The sequence below is a fragment of the Streptomyces sp. NPDC053750 genome, assembly GCF_044544295.1.
Lineage (GTDB): Bacteria > Actinomycetota > Actinomycetes > Streptomycetales > Streptomycetaceae > Streptomyces.
This window is the reverse complement of sequence record NZ_JBITXB010000010.1, coordinates 36,412-53,771: the sequence shown is the minus strand read 5'-3', so window position 1 is coordinate 53,771 and position 17,360 is coordinate 36,412. Positions and strand designations below refer to the sequence as shown.

8 protein-coding genes are annotated in these 17,360 nt (G+C 74.3%); 5 read left to right on the top strand and 3 right to left on the bottom strand.

Going from position 1 to position 17,360, the window contains the following annotated elements; translation table 11 throughout:
* The first annotated feature begins 16 nt into the window (after positions 1-16).
* The 3 genes from ACIGO6_RS26265 to ACIGO6_RS26255 all read left to right on the top strand — a co-directional run bounded on the left by ACIGO6_RS26265 (position 17) and on the right by ACIGO6_RS26255 (position 10,779).
* The gene (locus ACIGO6_RS26265) at positions 17-5,014 is read left to right on the top strand and encodes a DNA-binding protein (RefSeq protein WP_399880214.1); all 4,998 of its coding nucleotides are present in this window, start codon (positions 17-19) and stop codon (positions 5,012-5,014) included.
* Between the two features lie 75 nt (positions 5,015-5,089).
* Positions 5,090-8,602, top strand: a complete 3,513-nt coding sequence (locus ACIGO6_RS26260; RefSeq protein ID WP_399880211.1) for a DUF5682 family protein — start codon at positions 5,090-5,092, stop codon at positions 8,600-8,602.
* Entirely contained in the window at positions 8,599-10,779 is a 2,181-nt protein-coding gene (locus ACIGO6_RS26255; protein ID WP_399880208.1) for a hypothetical protein, read from the top strand. Before ACIGO6_RS26260 ends, ACIGO6_RS26255 begins: the two co-directional genes overlap by 4 nt.
* 19 nt (positions 10,780-10,798) lie before the next feature.
* Here the strand turns inward: ACIGO6_RS26255 and ACIGO6_RS26250 are convergent, their stop codons facing one another.
* Complete coding sequence (locus ACIGO6_RS26250; RefSeq protein WP_399880206.1) at positions 10,799-12,094, bottom strand: MFS transporter; 1,296 nt, start codon at positions 12,092-12,094, stop codon at positions 10,799-10,801.
* Positions 12,095-12,268: 174 nt separating this feature from the next.
* On the opposite strand from ACIGO6_RS26250, the gene ACIGO6_RS26245 reads away from it, so the two are divergent.
* On the top strand, positions 12,269-14,323 hold the full coding sequence (locus tag ACIGO6_RS26245) for a phosphocholine-specific phospholipase C (RefSeq protein ID WP_399880203.1): 2,055 nt from the start codon (positions 12,269-12,271) through the stop codon (positions 14,321-14,323).
* Positions 14,324-14,513: 190 nt separating this feature from the next.
* Here ACIGO6_RS26245 and ACIGO6_RS26240 read toward each other — a convergent pair whose 3' ends face one another.
* Together ACIGO6_RS26240 and ACIGO6_RS26235 are read right to left on the bottom strand one after the other, a co-directional pair.
* Complete coding sequence (locus tag ACIGO6_RS26240; protein WP_399880201.1) at positions 14,514-15,521, bottom strand: hypothetical protein; 1,008 nt, start codon at positions 15,519-15,521, stop codon at positions 14,514-14,516.
* Positions 15,518-16,333 carry a phosphatase PAP2 family protein gene (locus tag ACIGO6_RS26235; protein WP_399880198.1) on the bottom strand — a complete coding sequence of 272 codons (816 nt, stop codon included), beginning with the start codon at positions 16,331-16,333 and terminating at the stop codon, positions 15,518-15,520. The genes ACIGO6_RS26240 and ACIGO6_RS26235 overlap by 4 nt, the downstream gene beginning before the upstream one ends.
* Positions 16,334-16,602: 269 nt before the next feature.
* Between ACIGO6_RS26235 and ACIGO6_RS26230 the strand changes: the two genes are divergently transcribed.
* Positions 16,603-17,217: a TetR/AcrR family transcriptional regulator C-terminal ligand-binding domain-containing protein gene (locus tag ACIGO6_RS26230; protein ID WP_399880195.1), complete on the top strand. Its 615-nt coding sequence runs from the start codon at positions 16,603-16,605 to the stop codon at positions 17,215-17,217.
* Positions 17,218-17,360: the final 143 nt, after the last annotated feature.

Genomic DNA, 17,360 nt, shown 5'->3' with positions numbered 1-17,360 from the left:
CCAGGAGAGGCACGCGATGACGAGCGACGGCACGGCACGGAACGGGGCGACGGCAGAGGTGGAGGAGCTGCTGCGCGCCGGGGCGGTACTGCCGCCGGGCACCACCGGGGGAGGCGACCGGGCCGTGCCCGTGTTCACCCGGGCCTACCGGCATCCCGGGCTGGAGGGCCGGACCGTGGTGCGCCTGATCGCCGAGGACCGGACCGGGGACCCGGACGCGGGCTTCCTCGGACTCGAACCCGAGGGCGAGCCGGTGGAGGTCGGCATCGGGCAGCACCGGGCCATGGGCTTCCCCGAATGGGTGCTGGTCCGCCATCCCTCGGACGGCCACCTGGCGATGTCCCTGGTCGAGGAGATGGAGAAGGTCGCCCGGATGGTGAGAGCCCGGGCGAAGAAGGCCCGTGCCACCTACGAATCGATCGGCGAGCGGCTCGCGGGCTCCGTACCGCACTTCCTGCCGACCTTCTACGAGCAGGCCGGCCGGGTGTTCCTCGCCGCCGGCCAGCAGGCGTACGCCTCCCAGATGTTCGTCAACGCGCGCAAGGCCGAGACGGCACACGGGCTGCCGTTCGACGAGGCGCGGATGGACGCGGTCTTCCTGGAGTTCGCCCTGGCCGACGCCATGCCGACCAAGGTCCTCTCCAGCTATGCCAAGGGGCTGACCTCCAGGGTCCCGGCCGCGACGGCGTTCCGGCACCTGCGCGGGCTCTTCGTCCGGCTCGCCGCGCACGGCGTGGCACCGTCGAGTCCCGGTGCGACCGATCTGCGCCGGCTGGCGAAGGCGGTCGCGGGCAAGAACGCGCTCGCCGAGGAGATGGCCTACCTGCGTGAGGTGCTGCCGCTGCCCGGCACCGTCAAGGCACCGCCCGGCTGGTGGAAGGCCCACCGGCCCGCCCTCGTGGAACTCACCCGGCGGGAACCCGCCGTCCGCGGCACGCTGCTGGGGCTGCTGCCCACGGGGTGGGAGCGGGACGAACTGAACCAGTGGCTGGAGCTGCTGGAGAACACCGGAGCCGACGCCGGGCTGTGCGACGTCACCCTGCCCGCCGAGGTGCGTTCCCCCGACGGCACGGCCGGCTGGACGCGCAGGTTCCTCGGGCTGTGGGACGCCCGCTCGACGCTCGCCCCGGCGGCGCTGTACCCGTTGCTCGACCGCACGGCCGACGCGCTGCGCACCGAACTGACCTCGTCCGGTGACACGTTGACGCCACCGGTCGGTGACATCAACCTCCTCGACCAGCTGCTGGCCCTGCGCATACCGGTCGCCGAACCGGAGGAGCGCTGGATGCTCAACCTGCACCAGTGGGCGACCTGCGACCAGCGGCGCGACCTCGTCGCCCTGGCGGCCGACACCCGCTTCCGCCCGGCGTTCCGGCGCGGCTGCCCCACCTTCGAGCGCGAGGGCATCGACAGGCGCACCGTCACCACCCTGGCGGACACGCCCGGCGGACGCCCGATGCTCGGCGAGTGGGTCGCCGACGTCAGCCGGAGGTACCTCACCGCCGAGCTGGGCGGGTTCTCCCGCTGGCGCGGTCCTCTGGAGACACTGAGCTGGCTGCCGGGCGAGGTCCTGGCCATCGCCGAGAAGGAGGTACGGGAAGCACTGGTCACCGGCATGGCCCCGGCACTGACCCGTGTGCTGCGGACCGGCATCCTCGACGAACTGGGCTGGCCCGCCTGGGACGAGGCGATCGGCTCGCCGGCGTCCCGGGAGGAGGCAGCCGGGACATGCGTGAGTGAGGCCTGGCCGCACCTCATCGTCCTGGGTGACACCAAGGCCCGGGTGATCGGCCCGGAGGGCACGGTGCTCGAGCACGACCTGCGCCTCCCGGAGGGCCACTGGCGTCCCGACGCCCGGTACGTGGACGGCGGACTGCTCGTCTCCTGGTACTCGTTCTCCACGTCCGGCACCCACGGCTACTGGTACGACGGCGACACCGACACCGACGCCTCGGCACCGGTACTGCTCGACGGCGACGTCAGCTCCTCCGCGTGCCGCTTGGACGAGCGCGGCGGGACGACCATGCCTTCCGCCTCCCTCCCCCTCCCCGGTGGTGGCCGGACCACCGGCCACGGCGTCCTGCGGAAGGGGGACACCCACGTTCCGTGGCGGCGGGAGGTGATCAGCGACGGCACGTCGTACTGGGTGTGGGTCAAGGACTGGGCCAACGAGGGGAACAGCGCCTGGCACGCGTACGACCCGGAGAGCAACACCCAGGGTGAACCCGCGATGCCGGAGTGGTTCAGCGAGGTGGTGCAGGCCGCGCCGGAGGGCGGCGCCCTCCACCGCGGCTGGTTGCTGCCCGCCCCCTCCGTCGCGCCGGGTCCGGTGTGCGCCCCGGTGGACGGGCTGCTCGGCTGGCGTGTGATCGGGCTGCCCGACGGTTCGCGGCGGGGCGAGGACCTGGCCGGACGCTCGGTCGTCGTGCCGCCCGAAACGAGTGCGGACCCGGAGCACGCCCTGGTCTTCCCCGGCGCCGACCGGCCCCTGGCCGTGACGCGGTGGTCGGGCGACATCCTGCTCCTCGACACCAAGGGCGCGGTCGTCGCCGAGGTCCGGCGCGACCACACGGCCGGCCCCTTCACCGCGGGCACGCCCCTGATGCCGCACCTGCGCTACTGGCACCTGCTCCAGCCCCGCGACCCGCAGGGCTCCGCGGCACTCCGCCGGGTCGGCGAGGACACCGCGGCGGCCCTGCTGGCGGCGGCCGTGGCGGAGCCGGCCGGCGACGAGACGGACGGCCGGGACGAGCTGCCCGCCCTGGTCCGGACGTTGCTGCCCCAGGTCGGCCACGAGGCGCTGCTCAAAGGCATCACCGGCGTGGTGCGCCACGCCGCCGACCAGCAGCGCACCCTGGACGCGGCGCGGGCCCGGCTCGACGCGGCGGTCGAGGGCGAGGCACCGGAGGAACCACGGCCCGCGCTCCAGGACCGCCTGCTCGCCTCGGCGCTGAACGGCGTCGGCCTGACCGAACGCGACAAACGCTGGTACTTCGCCTCCCAGCACGCTCTCTTCGACCTGCCGCAGCTGCTCTCCCGGTCGATGAAGGGCCTGACCGAGCCGGCCGCCGCGGGCAGCGTGCACCTGTCCCTGGCCCAACAGGCACCGTTGCAGCACCTGAACGGGCTGGCCCTGCCCGAACTGCCCGCCGTAGTGGCCCTGAGGGCGGCTTCTCAGGCCACCGTGGAGGAGCACCGGCAGGCCCTGGAGGCATTCCTCGAGGAACTGGACGCCCGGGAGCTCACGGAGCTCGACCCCGGCCACTGGCGCCGTGTCCGACTGGTGCTGGACCACAGTCTGTTCAGCGGGCCCGACGCCGTGAACGGCTGGACGAAGGGGACCGTACTCGACCTGGGCGAGGGCGCGTTCCTGATCTTTCCCGACGACTGGTACCGGGTCGTCCACGAGTACGGCCACCCCGGGGGCAAGGGCAGGCAGTACGCCGCGGCCCATCACGACCCGTCCGGCCGGTTCGAGACGCCCGCCCCCTACACCCTGGAGTCCGAGGAGCCGTTTGTCCCGGAGGCGACCAGGGCGCCCGGCTGGGCCGCGGCCTTCCGGGCCGAGCTCGCCGAGCGGGGACCCGCGCCCTGGCGCCCCGAGGCCGCCGAGGAGTTCGCCCGGCTCACGGGCCTCACCCCGACCACGGCACGACTGGTCGTCGCCGGGATGCCCCAGATCGACGACAAGCGCGAGGCCGTACCCTCCGGGACACTGAAGGTCATCGGTGTGAAGACGGCCGACGCCCTTGTGGCCAAGGACGAGTTGAGGAGCCTCGACATCGGGGCCCTGCGGGCCGTCGTGGCGGCGCTGCTGCCCACCGAGCCGTCCCGGCTGTGGACGGACGGCCCCGACGTGGCCGCCGCGGCCGAGGTCTGGAACCAGCGGCTGGGCCGGCGCGCTCCCGTCCCCGAGGACGTGCTCCACGAGGCCGTCCGCTCCGTGGAGCCCCAGGGATGGGCACCGGCCCAGGCACTGCGCGGGTTCCTCGACGTGAGCGCCGAACCCCGGTTGAGCGTGGACCTGACCTGGACGACGGGCAGCTACTACCTCGAATCCACCGAGGACACCCCCGGCTTCGACGGGCCCGCCCTGAGGGGAGCGGTGCCCCTGGCCGCGTGGCTCGCCCACCGCCTCCCGTCCGGCGACCCGATCCGCGCCGTCCTGCCCGGGGTGCTGACCGCGATCCGCGACCGACTGGCCCATCCGGGACTGCTGGTCGAACTCCACAGGAGAATCGACCTGGAGGCGTACCGCCTGGCCGCCGGCGACCCCACGGAGACCGGCGACGGCTTCGAGCGCTACGGCGCGGTCGTGCTCGGCACCGGGAGCGGCATGCCCTACGCCGCCGTGCGGACCGCGCTGCTCGACCCGTCCGGACACGACCCCCACATGGCGGCGCTGTCCCCCGGTCGACGGCCGACCGTCGTGGAGAGCGCCCTGCGCCTGGTCCACGACGGGCGGTTCGCCGAGCTGCTCGCCGACCCCGGGAACCCGGTGGCGGGCGAGCGCGACGAGGACGGCCTGTGGTGGCCGCAGGACCCCGCCCGGTCCGTGCCCGACCTGGTCGGCGAGGTGGCCAAGCGGCACGGCCTCGGCGAGGACGCCGCCGCCCTCTACCTGATGCTGCTCGCCATGCCGGACCCCACCGACCGCAACACCGCGCGCTGGACCGGCTGGGGCAAGCAGCGAGGCGGAACGGCACGGCTCCGAGCCGCCCGCGCCGAACTCGCCGCCACCGACCTCGTGGTCGAGGGCAACCGCTCCAAGGCCGGACGCTCGCTGTTCCTGCCCGGCGGGTGGACCCAGCCCGGCAACCCGCACCTCCCGCTGGAGCGGTGGAAGCTGCCGATGTACGACCTGGTCGACGGCGAGGCACCCGTGCTGGGCGTCCTCGTGCCCACCCGGCCCGTGGCCGGTCTGTACCGCGAGGCCTGGCAGCGCGTCCAGGAGGGTGACGAGCCGCAACTGGAGGAAATGGAGGTGCCGCGACCGCGCAAGCGCCGCCGCTGAGCTGCGCCGGACAGGCCCTGGAGGGGACGGCCGCCGCGTGCGGTCGTCCCCCGCCCCACCACCCCCCTTGGATCCATGACCGCAAGAGAAGAGGCGGCCGCCCGGGTGGCCGCCCTGGCAGCCTGCACGCGGCCGTATCTGATCGGCGTACGGCATCACAGTCCCGCACTGGCCGTCGCCGTGCCCCGGCTGCTGGACGCCGCGGACGCCGAGGTCGTCTGCGTCGAACTGCCGGCCGACTTCCGGCCCTGGCTGCCGTACCTCGCCGATCCGCGCACCGCCGCGCCGGTGGCCCTCACCGGTGCCCACGAGGACGGACGGCTGCACCTCTACCCCCTCGCCGACTTCTCCCCGGAACTGGCGGCGATCCGCTGGGCACGGGACCGAGGCGCGGAGGTGATCTGCTGCGATCTGCCCCTCGCGGCCCCGGCCTGGCCGGCCGGACCGGAGAGCGGCGCGGAGTCGGCCGGTGCGGACGCAACCGAGCTGTGGGACCGCACCGTTGAGGCACTGGCGCCCGGCAGCACTCCCGAAGCCGTCCGCCGCGCCGCCCTCGGCTTCGGCCGGGCGCTGCGCCAGGACAGGGCGGCCCACGGCGGGATCGCGGCCGTCGACCTCGCCCGCGAGGCACACATGCGTCAGGCCGTCTCCGCGGCCGGGGAACGCAGGATCGCGGCGGTGATCGGTGCCTTCCACGCGCCGGGCCTGGTCGGTGCGGGCGCATCCGGGGCCGTCGGGAAGGCCGTGGCCGGCGGCCTTCCGGACCCGGGCTCCCCGGTCGTCACGTCCCTCGTGCCGTACGCCTTCGCCCAGCTGGACCCCCGCTCCGGCCGCCCGGCCGGCATCCGTGCCCCGCGCTGGCAGCAGGCGGTGCTCGACAGCGGCGGCGACCCCGGCCGGATACGCGACGCCGCCGCCCGCGTCATCACCGAACTGTGCCGGGAGATCCGCGCGTCCGGGCACACCGCGGGAACCGGCGAGGCGATCGAGACCCTGCGGCTGGCCTGCGACCTCGCCACCCTGCGCGGGCTGCCCGCACCCGGCCTGGGCGAACTGCTGGAAGCGGTGACCTCCGTACTGGGCCGGGGCGAACCACCCGGCCCGGCCCTGGAGACGGTGCTGGTCGGCACGGGCCGCGGCCGGCTCGCACCCGGCACGCCCCGCTCCGGACTCGGTCCCTGGGTGGAGGCCGAGCTCGCGTCGCTGCGGATGCCCGATCCGAGCACCCCCGACCGCCGGGAGCTGCGCCTCTCGCCGCTCCGCTCCGCCCTCGACGCCCGCCGCGAGATCCTGCTCCAGCGCCTCAAGGAGTGCGGGGCGGGCTACGCCGAGCAGGTCGAGGTGTCCGTCGCGGGGGAGGGGAGCGCCCTCACCACACGCTGGCGGGCCGCCTGGACCCCGTCGGTCGCCGCCCGGCTGGAACTGGTGGGCGTCAGAGGCGTCACCGCCGCCCAGGCGGCCGACGGCACCCTCCGCGAGAACCACCGCCGGGCGTCGGCGGACGGCGGGGCCACCCCCGCCCGGGTCATCGACCTCCTGGGGGCCGCGGCCCGGTGCGCCCTGCCGGACCTGGTCGGCGACTGCCTCACGGAAGCCACGAGGCTCCTGCCCGCCGCGGCCACGCTGCCCGAACTGCTGGCCGCGCTGGATGTGCTGGAGTCCATACGCCGCGAACACCTGCCCGGCACCACCGGGCGGATCCGCCTGCGCGCGGCCCGACTCGCCGAGACCCTGCTGGAAGCCGCCGTCCGCGCCCTGCCGGGACTGGCGGGCAGCGACGAGAAGGAGGACGCCGTCGCCGTGGTGACCCTGGCCGTGCGCAGCGCGGAGGACCGGCTCGGCCTGCGGCTGGACAGCGAGTTGTACCGGCTCTCCCGCAGCGGCTCCCCGCTCGTCCAGGGCGCGGCCCTCGCCGCCCGGGTGCTGCTCGACCTCGACGGCTCGGACCTGCTGGGCCGCAGGCTCACCGACTGGGTCGACACGGCGACGGGACGGGACACCCGGCACCGGCTCGAGCGCCGGCTCACCGGGCTGCTCGTCGCCGCCGGGCCCCTCATAGCGTCCGCGCCCACTGCCCTCGACCCGCTGTTCGAGCGCGTCGAGACCATGGGCGACCGCGACTTCCTCGACCGGCTGCCCGCACTGCGCGGCGGCTTCCGGGCGCTCACCCGGGCCGGACGGGGACGGCTGCTCGCGGCCGTGACCGACCGGCTGGGCGACCGCCCGGGCCTCCGGCTCCCCGCCTCCGCCGAGCTGGTCGGCCGGTGGGCCGAGGCCGACCACGAAGGGCTCGCCGTACTGCGGGAACTGGGCCTGGCGCACCTGGTGAGCCCCTCCCCGCCCGCAGAAGTCGCCCTGGGCTCCGCGCCGTTCACGGACGGTCCCGCCCCGGCCGAGCCCACGCACGGGACTCCACGGCTCCGCCCCGCCGACCGCTGGCGGCTCCTGCTGGGGCGCGACACGGCGAAGCTCCCGGCGGACGTGCTGCCGTACGCCCGGGCCCTGGACGAACTGTTCGGGCGGAGCGAGGAGGAAGAGCAGGGCGGAGAGGAGACGGAGGACGTCGGGGAGGGCGACGGGAGCGCGGAGCGTGAGGCGGGCGAAGGGAAGCAGGAGCGGGATGCCGGCGGGCAGGACCGGAGCTATCCGAGCGTCCGGCACTGGGCCGAGGACCTCGAAGCGCTCTTCGGCGCGGACGTCCGCGAGGAGGTCCTGGGACGTGCCGTCGCGCAGGGCCGTACCGACGTGATCGACCACCTCGACCCCGCCACCGTACGCCCTTCCGTGGAGCTGCTGTCCGCCGTGCTGTCGCTCGCCCGGGGCATGCCCGAGCAGCGGGTGGCGAGCCTGCGGCCGCTCGTGAAGCGGCTGGTCGAGGAGCTCACCCGGGAACTCGCCACGCGCCTGCGCCCCACGCTGACCGGCCTCACCACACCCCGCCCCACCCGGCGCCCCGGCGGCGGGCTCGACCTGCCCCGCACCCTGCGCGCCAACCTCACGCACATCCGCCGTCTGGAGGACGGCAGGGTCGAGGTCGTCCCCGAACGGCCGGTCTTCAGGACCCGCACCGCACGGCAGAACGACTGGCGGCTGATCCTCGTCGTCGACGTGTCCGCCTCCATGGAGGCCTCGGTCGTCTGGGCGGCCCTCACCGCCGCCGTGCTGGGCGGGGCGCCGATGCTCTCCACCCACTTCCTCACCTTCAGCACACAGGTCGCCGACCTCACCGGCCTGGTCGCCGATCCGCTCTCCCTGCTGCTGGAGGTGGAGGTCGGCGGCGGCACACACATCGCTGCCGGGCTGGCCCACGCCCGCACGTTGGTGACGGTGCCCGAGCGCACGCTGGTGGTGGTCGTCAGCGACTTCGGGGAGGGCGGCGCCGTCGGTGGCCTGCTGGCCGAGACCCGGGCCCTGGTCTCCTCCGGTGTCCAACTGCTGGGCTGCGCACCGCTGGACGGGGAGGGAGCCCCCCGCTACTCGGTGCCGGTCACCGCGCAACTCGTCGAGGCCGGTATGCCGGTCGCCGCCCTCAGTCCCCTCGCGCTCGCCCGCTGGGTGGGCGAGCGCGTCCGTGGAGCCAACCGATGAACCCTTCCCACCCGGACACGCCGCTGCCACCGGTCGCGCCGGAGGTGTTCGCCTCCGCGGTGGAGAGCCTGACGACCCGGCTGCGCGGCAGACTGGACGCGGCCGTCGAGGCCCTGACCGCCACGCCCGTCGTCACCGCCGAGGACGGGACGTTCGGCATCCGCTGCGGCGAGGACGCGCGGGTGACCCTGACGCCGGGCCCGTCCGGCACGGTCACCGACCCCGACCAGGCCCATTGCACCTGCCTGCTGGCCCCGCGCTGCCTGCACCGGGCGGCAGTACTGGGCGCCTGCCCGGCCGCCGACACGCCACCCGCGCACGGCACGCGTCCCACCGCCCCGAACGACCCCGCCGTCCCGAACGACCCCGCCGTCCCGAACGACCCCACCGCCCCGAACGACTCCACCGCCCCGAACGACCCCGCGGGACCGTCCCGCCCCGCGGGACCGGACGGCCCAGCCGCGCCGGCCGGTCCGGCAGGTCCAGCCGACCTGGCCGACCTGGCCGATCCGTCCGACCCGGACAACCGCGCGCCCCTGGACCAGCCGGCTGCTCCGAACCGTGCGGCCGCCTCGGATTGTTCGGCCGGTCCGGCCGGCCGCGACGGTCCGGCCGGCCCCGGCCGTGCGGCCCCGGCCGCGGGTGCGCCCGCAGGCGTGCTCGGAGACGACGAGCAGGGCGTCGGGGCCCACGACCCCGAGCTTCCGGCCGACCCGAACCGGTCGGTGGCCTCGGGCCGTTCGGCCCGTACGGGCCCTCCCCCCACCCCCTCCACCGATCAGGTCCGCGCCGCCTCCGGACTCTGGACGGCGGCGGCCGCCGTGCTGTCGGCCGGAACTGCCGGTGCCGGTTCGGTGCTTCAGGCCGAGCTGCTCCGTGCCGCCCACACGGCCCGCCTGGCGGGGCTGCACCGCGCGGAGGGCGCCGCACTGAGCGTCGTACGCCGACTGCGCGACGCACGCGATCCGCACAGCGCCCGCCACCTCGCGGAACTGGTCGCCGCCCTGCGTGAACTCCTCCTCGTCACCCACCGGCTGAAGGCGGCCGACCCCGACCCGGCCCTCATCGGCGCCGTCCGCCACCACCGCCCCGACGGACCGCTGCGGCTCTACGGCGTCTGCCGCGAACCGGTGATCGGCCCCGGCCACCTCGGCGGGGTGGTCACCCACCTCCGGGACGACGACGGCCGCTGGTACACGCTCCGCGACGTTCGACCCGGCGGCGCCGCCCGCGCCCGCCGCGCCGGTACCGCACACGTCGCCATCCGCTCCTTCCTGAGCGACCACTTGCGGCTGTCCCGGGGCGGTCTGATCGTCTCCGGAGCGGTCGTCTCGCCGGACGGGCGCCTTCTGCCCGAGCGCGGTGTCCGCGCCACCTTCGCCGCCGGTCGCCCCTGGACCGAGGGATTCCCGGCGCCGGCGGCGGGGCTTCCCGACGGATCCGGACACCCCCGGCCACTGACCGGCTGCGACGTGGAGATCGTCGCGGCCGACGGCGAAGACCTGCTGGTCCGGGTACTGACGGGCGGAGGCGACTCGTCCATCCCCGTACGGCCGGTCCTCGGGCCCCCGGCCCGGCTGGCCCCCGCCCACCGTGATCCCGGCCTCGCCCACACCGCCAACCTCCGGCGGCTGGGCGCGTACCCCGGGCTGCGGATCCGGGTCCTCGGCCGCGTGGACCCCGACCGGTTCACGACCCTGCGTCCGCTCGCCGTCGCCCCGGTACCCGGCACCGGGGCGACCCTGCGCCTGCCGGACGACTGGCGGGGCCGCGCCGACCTCGGCTACGACCACCTCACGAGCGACCACTTCCCACCGGACCGCCCCTGCCCACCGCCGCCCTCCCCCTCCGACGCCGCCGGCCCCGCTGCCGAATCGCCGCTGTGGCGCGTTCGCAGCCTGCTCGAACTGGCGGTCGCGGGAGGACGCCGGGCCGCCGCCGAACCCGCACGCGAGAACGACCGCCACGACCACGTGGCCGCACTGCGCCGCAGCGGATTCGCCACCGGCGCGGAACTGGTCGCCGCGCTCGGCGCGGTGGCCGCGCACCGCACCCGCGACGCCTTCGGCCGCCTCGCCGAGGACGATCAGGACCACTACACGGCCCAGTGGCTCGCCACCGCCGTCCATCTCGCCGCCACGCAAGCGGCACTCGCCCGCGGGACCTGGCACGGGTGAGCCCGCCGCGGGCGGGGCGTCAGCGCTCCAACTCCTTGTGCGCCGTCTCCGGCAGCCGCAGGTACACCACCGAGGACAGCAGGCACAGTACGGCGACGTACCAGGGGAAGAGCCCGGCATGGCCCAGGTCCTTGAACAGCGTGCCCATGTACGGTGCCGTCCCGCCGAACAGGGCGACCGTGAGCGAGTAGGGGAAGCCGATGCCGGCCGCCCGCACCCGCGGCGGGAAGATCTCGGCGTTGACGGCGGCGCTGATCGAGGTGAAGCCGGTCAGCAGGATCATGCCGGCGCACTGCACGAGCAGCAGCACGGCGAAGGAGTCGCGCAGCGAGTGCAGCAGCGGCACGCTCAGCAGGGCGAACCCCACGCCGAAGAACAGCAGCAGCGGACGGCGGCCGAACCGGTCGGACAGCATTCCGCCGAGCGGCTGGAGCAGCCCGAAGAAGGCCAGCGAGAGGGTGCCCGCGAGCAGCGCGTCGGACTTGTCCAGCCCGGTGTTGAGTTCCGCGTACGTCGGCAGGTACGACGTCCAGGTGTAGTAGGCGATGGTGCCGCCCGCCGTGATGCCGCCGATCAGCAGGGACTCGCGCGGATGGCGGCGCAGTGCCTCGAACAGGCCGGGACGCGGGGCGCTTCGCTGCTCGGCGCTGCGGGTCTCCTGGGCGCCCTGCCGGATCCAGAAGCCGACCAGACTGAGCACGGCGCCGAGGACGAACGGCACCCGCCATCCCCAGCCGTTCATCCGCTCCTCGCTCAGCGTGGCCACGAGCACCGTCGCGACGCCGGACGCGGCGAGTTGCCCGGCGGTCGTCGAGACGTACTGGAAGCTGGAGAACAGACCGCGCCGGCCGGGCCCCGCCGACTCCACCAGGAAGGTCGTCGAGGCCGCGAACTCGCCGCCCACCGACAGCCCCTGGAGCAGCCGGGCGACGACCAGGACCACCGGCGCCAGCACGCCGGCCGCCGCGTACGTCGGGGTCAGCCCGACCAGCAGACTGCTGCCGCCCATCAGCAGGATGGTGACCGTCAGCGCGGCGCGCCGCCCGCGCCGGTCGGCGATCGCGCCCATCAGCAGTCCGCCGACGGGCCGCATGAAGAAGCCCACCGCGAACACGGCGAACGTCGACAGCAGCGGCACCAGCGAGTTGTCCGCGCTCTCGGGGAAGACCTGGTCGGCGATGTACGTGGCCAGGAAGGTGTAGGCGTACCAGTCGTACCACTCCACGGCGTTGCCCACCGAGGCGGCGAGGAGCTGACGTACGGGCCGTCGGGTCGGGGGTGCTTCCGTGTGCATGCCTGTCATGATCGCGACCATCCCCGGGTGACGGGCCCGGCACACCTCACGTACCGACGACTTTCACATGAGCGACACCGGACCCTTCCCTGATGTTTGGTGCTCCTGGAACACTCCTTTCGCGCACATTCCGTCATCACCCGGCACCGTCCGGCCGGTTGGTTCCCCCCCCCAAGGCGAGAGGCCCTTCACCCCATGCCCGAAGTCAACCGGCGTCGATTCCTCCAAGTGGCGGGCGCGACAGCGGCGTTCAGCGCGCTCTCCGCGAGCATCGAGCGAGCCGCCGCGCTCCCTGCGAACCACCGCTCGGAGTCGATCGAGGACGTCGAGCACATCGTCGTCCTGATGCAGGAGAACCGTTCGTTCGACCACTACTTCGGCAGCCTCAGAGGGGTCCGCGGCTTCGGCGACCCGCACCCGGTGACCCTGGACAGCGGCAAGTCGGTCTGGCACCAGACCAAGAGCGATGGAACGGAGGTCCTGCCCTTCCACCCCGAGGCCGACGATCTCGGCATGCAGTTCCTGGAGGGGCTGCCGCACGGCTGGTCCGACGGGCAGGACGCCTACCACAACGCCAAGTACGACCGGTGGCTGCCCGCCAAGGGCACCACCACCATGGCGTACCTGACCCGCGAGGACATCCCCTTCCACTACGCGCTCGCCGACTCCTTCACCGTCTGCGACGCCTACCACTGCTCCTTCATCGGCTCCACCGACCCCAACCGCTACTACCTGTGGTCGGGACACACGGGCAACGACGGCAAGGGCGGCGGCCCGGTCCTCGGCAACGACGAGCTGGGCTACGACTGGACGACGTACCCCGAGCGGCTGGAGGAGGCCGGGATCTCCTGGAAGATCTACCAGGACATCGGCGACGGCCTGGACGCGGCCGGCCACTGGGGCTGGATCGACGACGCCTACCGCGGCAACTACGGCGACAACTCCCTGCTCTACTTCAACAAGTACCGCAACGCCCAGCCCGGCGACCCCCTGTACGACAAGGCCCGCACCGGCACGGACGCGAAGAGCGGCGAGGGCTACTTCGACGGGCTCCGCGCCGACGTCAAGGCCGGCCGGCTGCCGCAGATCTCCTGGATAGCCGCCCCGGAGGCCTTCTCCGAGCACTCCAACTGGCCCTCGAACTACGGCGCCTGGTACATCTCCCAGGTCCTGGACGCGCTCACCTCCAACCCGGCCGTGTGGGCGAAGACCGCCCTGTTCATCACGTACGACGAGAACGACGGCTTCTTCGACCACCTGGTGCCGCCGCTGCCGCCGAAGTCGGCCGCGCAGGGCCGGTCCACCGTGGACGTCTCCCTGGACGTCTTCAAGGGCAGCGCGAAGCACCGGGAGGGCTTCTACGGACTCGGCCCGCGCGTGCCCATGCTGGTCGTCTCGCCCTGGAGCAAGGGCGGCTTCGTCTGCTCCGAGACCTTCGACCACACCTCGGTCATCCGGTTCATGGAGCGCCGCTTCGGCGTCCGCGAGCCGAACATCTCGCCGTGGCGGCGTGCCATCTGCGGCGACCTGACCAGCGCCTTCGACTTCGCCCGCAAGGACAGCCGGCCGGCCCGTCTGCCGGACACCGACGCCTACGAGCCGGCGGACCGCGAGCGTCACCCCGACTACCGCCCCACGCCGCCCGCCGACCCGGACATGCCCCGGCAGGAACGCGGTCTGCGCCCCGCCCGCCCGCTGCGGTACGCCCCGCACGCGGACGGCGCCGTGGACGCGGCGGCCGGGAGGTTCACGCTCACCCTCGCCTCCGGCCCCCGGGCCGGCGCCGCCTTCCTCGTCACCTCCGGCAACCGCACCGACGGTCCCTGGACGTACACCACCGAGGCCGGCAAGAGCATCGCGGACACCTGGAACTCGGCGTACTCGGACGGCACGTACGACCTGACCGTGCACGGCCCCAACGGCTTCCTGCGTGTCTTCCGGGGGCCCAACCGCGTCGCCGGGCCCGAGGTCACCGCCCGGCACACCGGGGACGACGTCCGGCTGACGTTCACCAACGCCGGTTCCGGCACGGTCCGGCTCCGGATCGAGAACGCCTACGGCGGCCGGAGCAGGACCGTCACCGTCCGCCCGGGCGCCACCGCGCACCACACCGTCGACCTCGCGGAAAGCCGCCGCTGGTACGACCTGACCGTCACCTCCGAGGCCGACCCCACATACCTGCGGCGCTTCAGCGGGCACGTGGAGAACGGCCGCCCGGGCGTGAGCGACCCGGCAATCGTCACGGAGTAGCGGCGGCTGCAGCGGCGTGAGGCCCCCGGGTTCCGGCTGCGTGGCCCCCGCACCGGTCCCGGGGCCCCGGCACCCGCTCCGGGGACACCGGAACCGACTCCGGATGTGACGTTCCCGGCTGCGCGTGCCACCCCGGGCCTCGGCGCGTCGTCACCGGAGGGGCCGGCAAGCGTCACGGAGTGACAGGCGGCTACAGCGGCGTGAGATGCCCCGGCTCCGGCTGCCGGGGTATCAGCACCGACTCCGGGGGCGCCGGTACGGCTCCCCGGGGAACCGGCACCGGCTTCGGGAGCACTCGCATCGACTCCGCGGGCGCCCGCACCGACTCCGCGGGCGCCGGCACTGATTCCTGGGGCACCGACTCCGGGTCCGGTGCCGGCCCCGGTGTCGCCCGGCTCAGTTGGACCACGCCCCAGGCGGCCAGCGCCGCGCCGGTCAGGGCGAGCAGCATGCCGCCCGCGCCGCCCCGCAGCCGCTCCCCGAGCAGGGACAGGCCGATCACCGCGGCGGCCACCGGATTGGCCAGGGTGACCACCGCCAGCGGGGCGCCCAGACCGCCCCGGTACGCCGTCTGGGACAGCAGCAGCCCGCCCGCCGCGAACGCCGCCACCAGCACCGCCACCCCGATCACCTGCACGCTGAGCAGCGGCCCCGAGCGGTCGGTGACGGCGACCGTGACCGTCTGGGTGAGCGCCGAGGCGACCCCGGAGGCGATGCCGGACGCCGTCGCGTGCCGCAGGCCGGGCCGCGTGCCGGGCCACGACAGCATGCCGATCAGCGCCGCCGTCGCACCGGAGACCGCCAGCGCCTCGGACACGCTCAGGACGTCGTCGGGCGCGGGTCCGGACGCGGTGATCAGCAGCGCGCCCAGCCCCAGCAGCGTCAGTCCGGTGCCCCGCCATTCGACCGCGGTCACCCGCCGGCCCGCCAGCCGCGCCCCCAGCGGCACCGCCGCGACCAGGGTGAGCGCACCGAGCGGCTGGACCACGGTGAGGGGGCCGTACTTGAGGGCCACGACGTGCAGCAGCGCGGCCGAGGCGTTGAGCGCGACCGACCACCACCAGACGCCGTCGGCGAGCATCCGCAGCGCACCCGCGCCCACACTGCGGGCCGCCAGCCGTTCCTGGGCCACGGCCGCGGCGGCGTAGGCGCACGCGGAGACCAAAGACAGCAGGACAGCGACCAGAGCGGCGCTCATCGGGCCGCCCCCACCAGCTCGCGCTCCTCCTCCGCCGGCGCCCGGCGCCGTACCTGCGGCCGGCCGCGCGGCACGTCGCGCCGGCTCCGGTGCGGCAGGTGGATCGCGGCGAGCGCGAGGCCGAGCAGGGCCGCCGCCGCGATGACGTCGAGCCAGTAGTGGTTCGCGGTGCCCACGATCACCAGCAGCGTCAGCAGCGGGTGCAGCAGCCACAGCCACCGCCACCGCGACCGCGTCGCGGCGATCAGGCCGATCGCCAGCATCAGCGCCCAGCCGAAGTGCAGCGAGGGCATCGCCGCGAACTGGTTCGACAGCTCGTCGGCGTGGGGCGGTCCGTACACCGACGGACCGTACACCCGGGCGGTGTCGATCAGTCCGGTCGCGCCCAGCATGCGCGGCGGGGCGAGCGGAAAGAGGAGGTGCAGCACCAGCGCGGCACCCGTGACCGCGGCCATGACCCGGCGCGCCCATGTGTAGTGGCCGGGCCGGCGCAGATAGAGCCAGATCAGGAAGGCCGCGGTGGCCGGGAAGTGGACGGCGGCGTAGTAGGTGTTCGCCACGTGCACGAGGGCGTCGCCGTGCAGCAGCAGGGACTGCACCCCGCCCTCGTCGGGCAGCCGGAGCGCGCGTTCCCAGTCCCACACGTGGTGGGCGTTGCGGAAGGCCTCGGCGGTGTGGCCCGTGGCCAGCTGCCGGCCGAGTTTGTAGAGGAGGAACAGCCCTGCCACGAGCAGGAGTTCACGGACGAGCGGTGGGCGCGCAGGCGCGTCCGGCTCCGCTTCTGTTGCTGCAGGCTCGGTGCGGGCATTCATCCCCCGGCCCCTTCGCTGACGGTGGTGCGTGTGGCTCACAGGTACGGGGGCGTGTGACGGTTCTCATCGATACGGCCTCGTTCCGATACGCAAGTGTACCGATACGCTGGTGTACCGGTACACTGCCGTATCGATAGACTTACGACACACTGGACCACGGATCACTGAAACCAGGGATCACTGACGTAGGGACCACTGAAGTACGGGCCGCTCGAGCGCCGCCGTACCGCCACTGGACCGCCACTGGAACCCGACGAGGAGCAGAGCCGATGACGTCGCAGGCCGCGGACCGACCGGAACCGGTCGGCACCTCGCGCCGCTCCAAGCTCACGCCCGAGCGCGAGCAGGAGTTCTTCGACGCCGTGCTCGCCCAGCTGAGGTCCTGCGGCTACGACGCCGTCACCATGGAGGGCATCGCCGCCAGCACCCGGTGCAGCAAGTCCACGCTCTACCGGCAGTGGAAGACCAAGCCCCAGTTCGTGGCCGCGGCGCTGCGCTCCCAGCGCCGGGTACGCTTCACCGGCATCGACACCGGCTCGCTCGCCGAGGACCTGCGCCAGGCGGCCCGGGCCGCCGGTGAGGGAGCGGGCAAGGACACGGGGCTGCTCCAGGCGCTCGGCCACGCGGTCATGGAGGACCCGGAGCTCAAGTGCGCGCTGCGCGAGGCACTCGTCGAGCCGGAGATCGCCGCGCTGCGGGAGATCCTGGACCGCGGCGTCGCACGGGGCGAGGTCGCCGCCGGCCACCCGGCGCTGGAGTACGTGCCGGCACAGATCTTCGGCATGCTGCGGATGCGGCCCGTCGTCGAGGGCGAGCAGGCCGACGCGGAGTACCTCGTCCGGTTCGTGGAGGCCGTCGTGCTGCCGGCGCTCGGCCTCCCCTGAGACTCAGGTCGCCGTCCACGGGATGACTGGACGGTGGCCTGCCCGCGCCGCACCGTGGGGACGGGGGCGGCGCGCACCCCCGGCCGGGTGGGACGCCCTTTGAGCGGAAGGGCGCCCCACCCGGCCGACTGCCGTACGGGCCC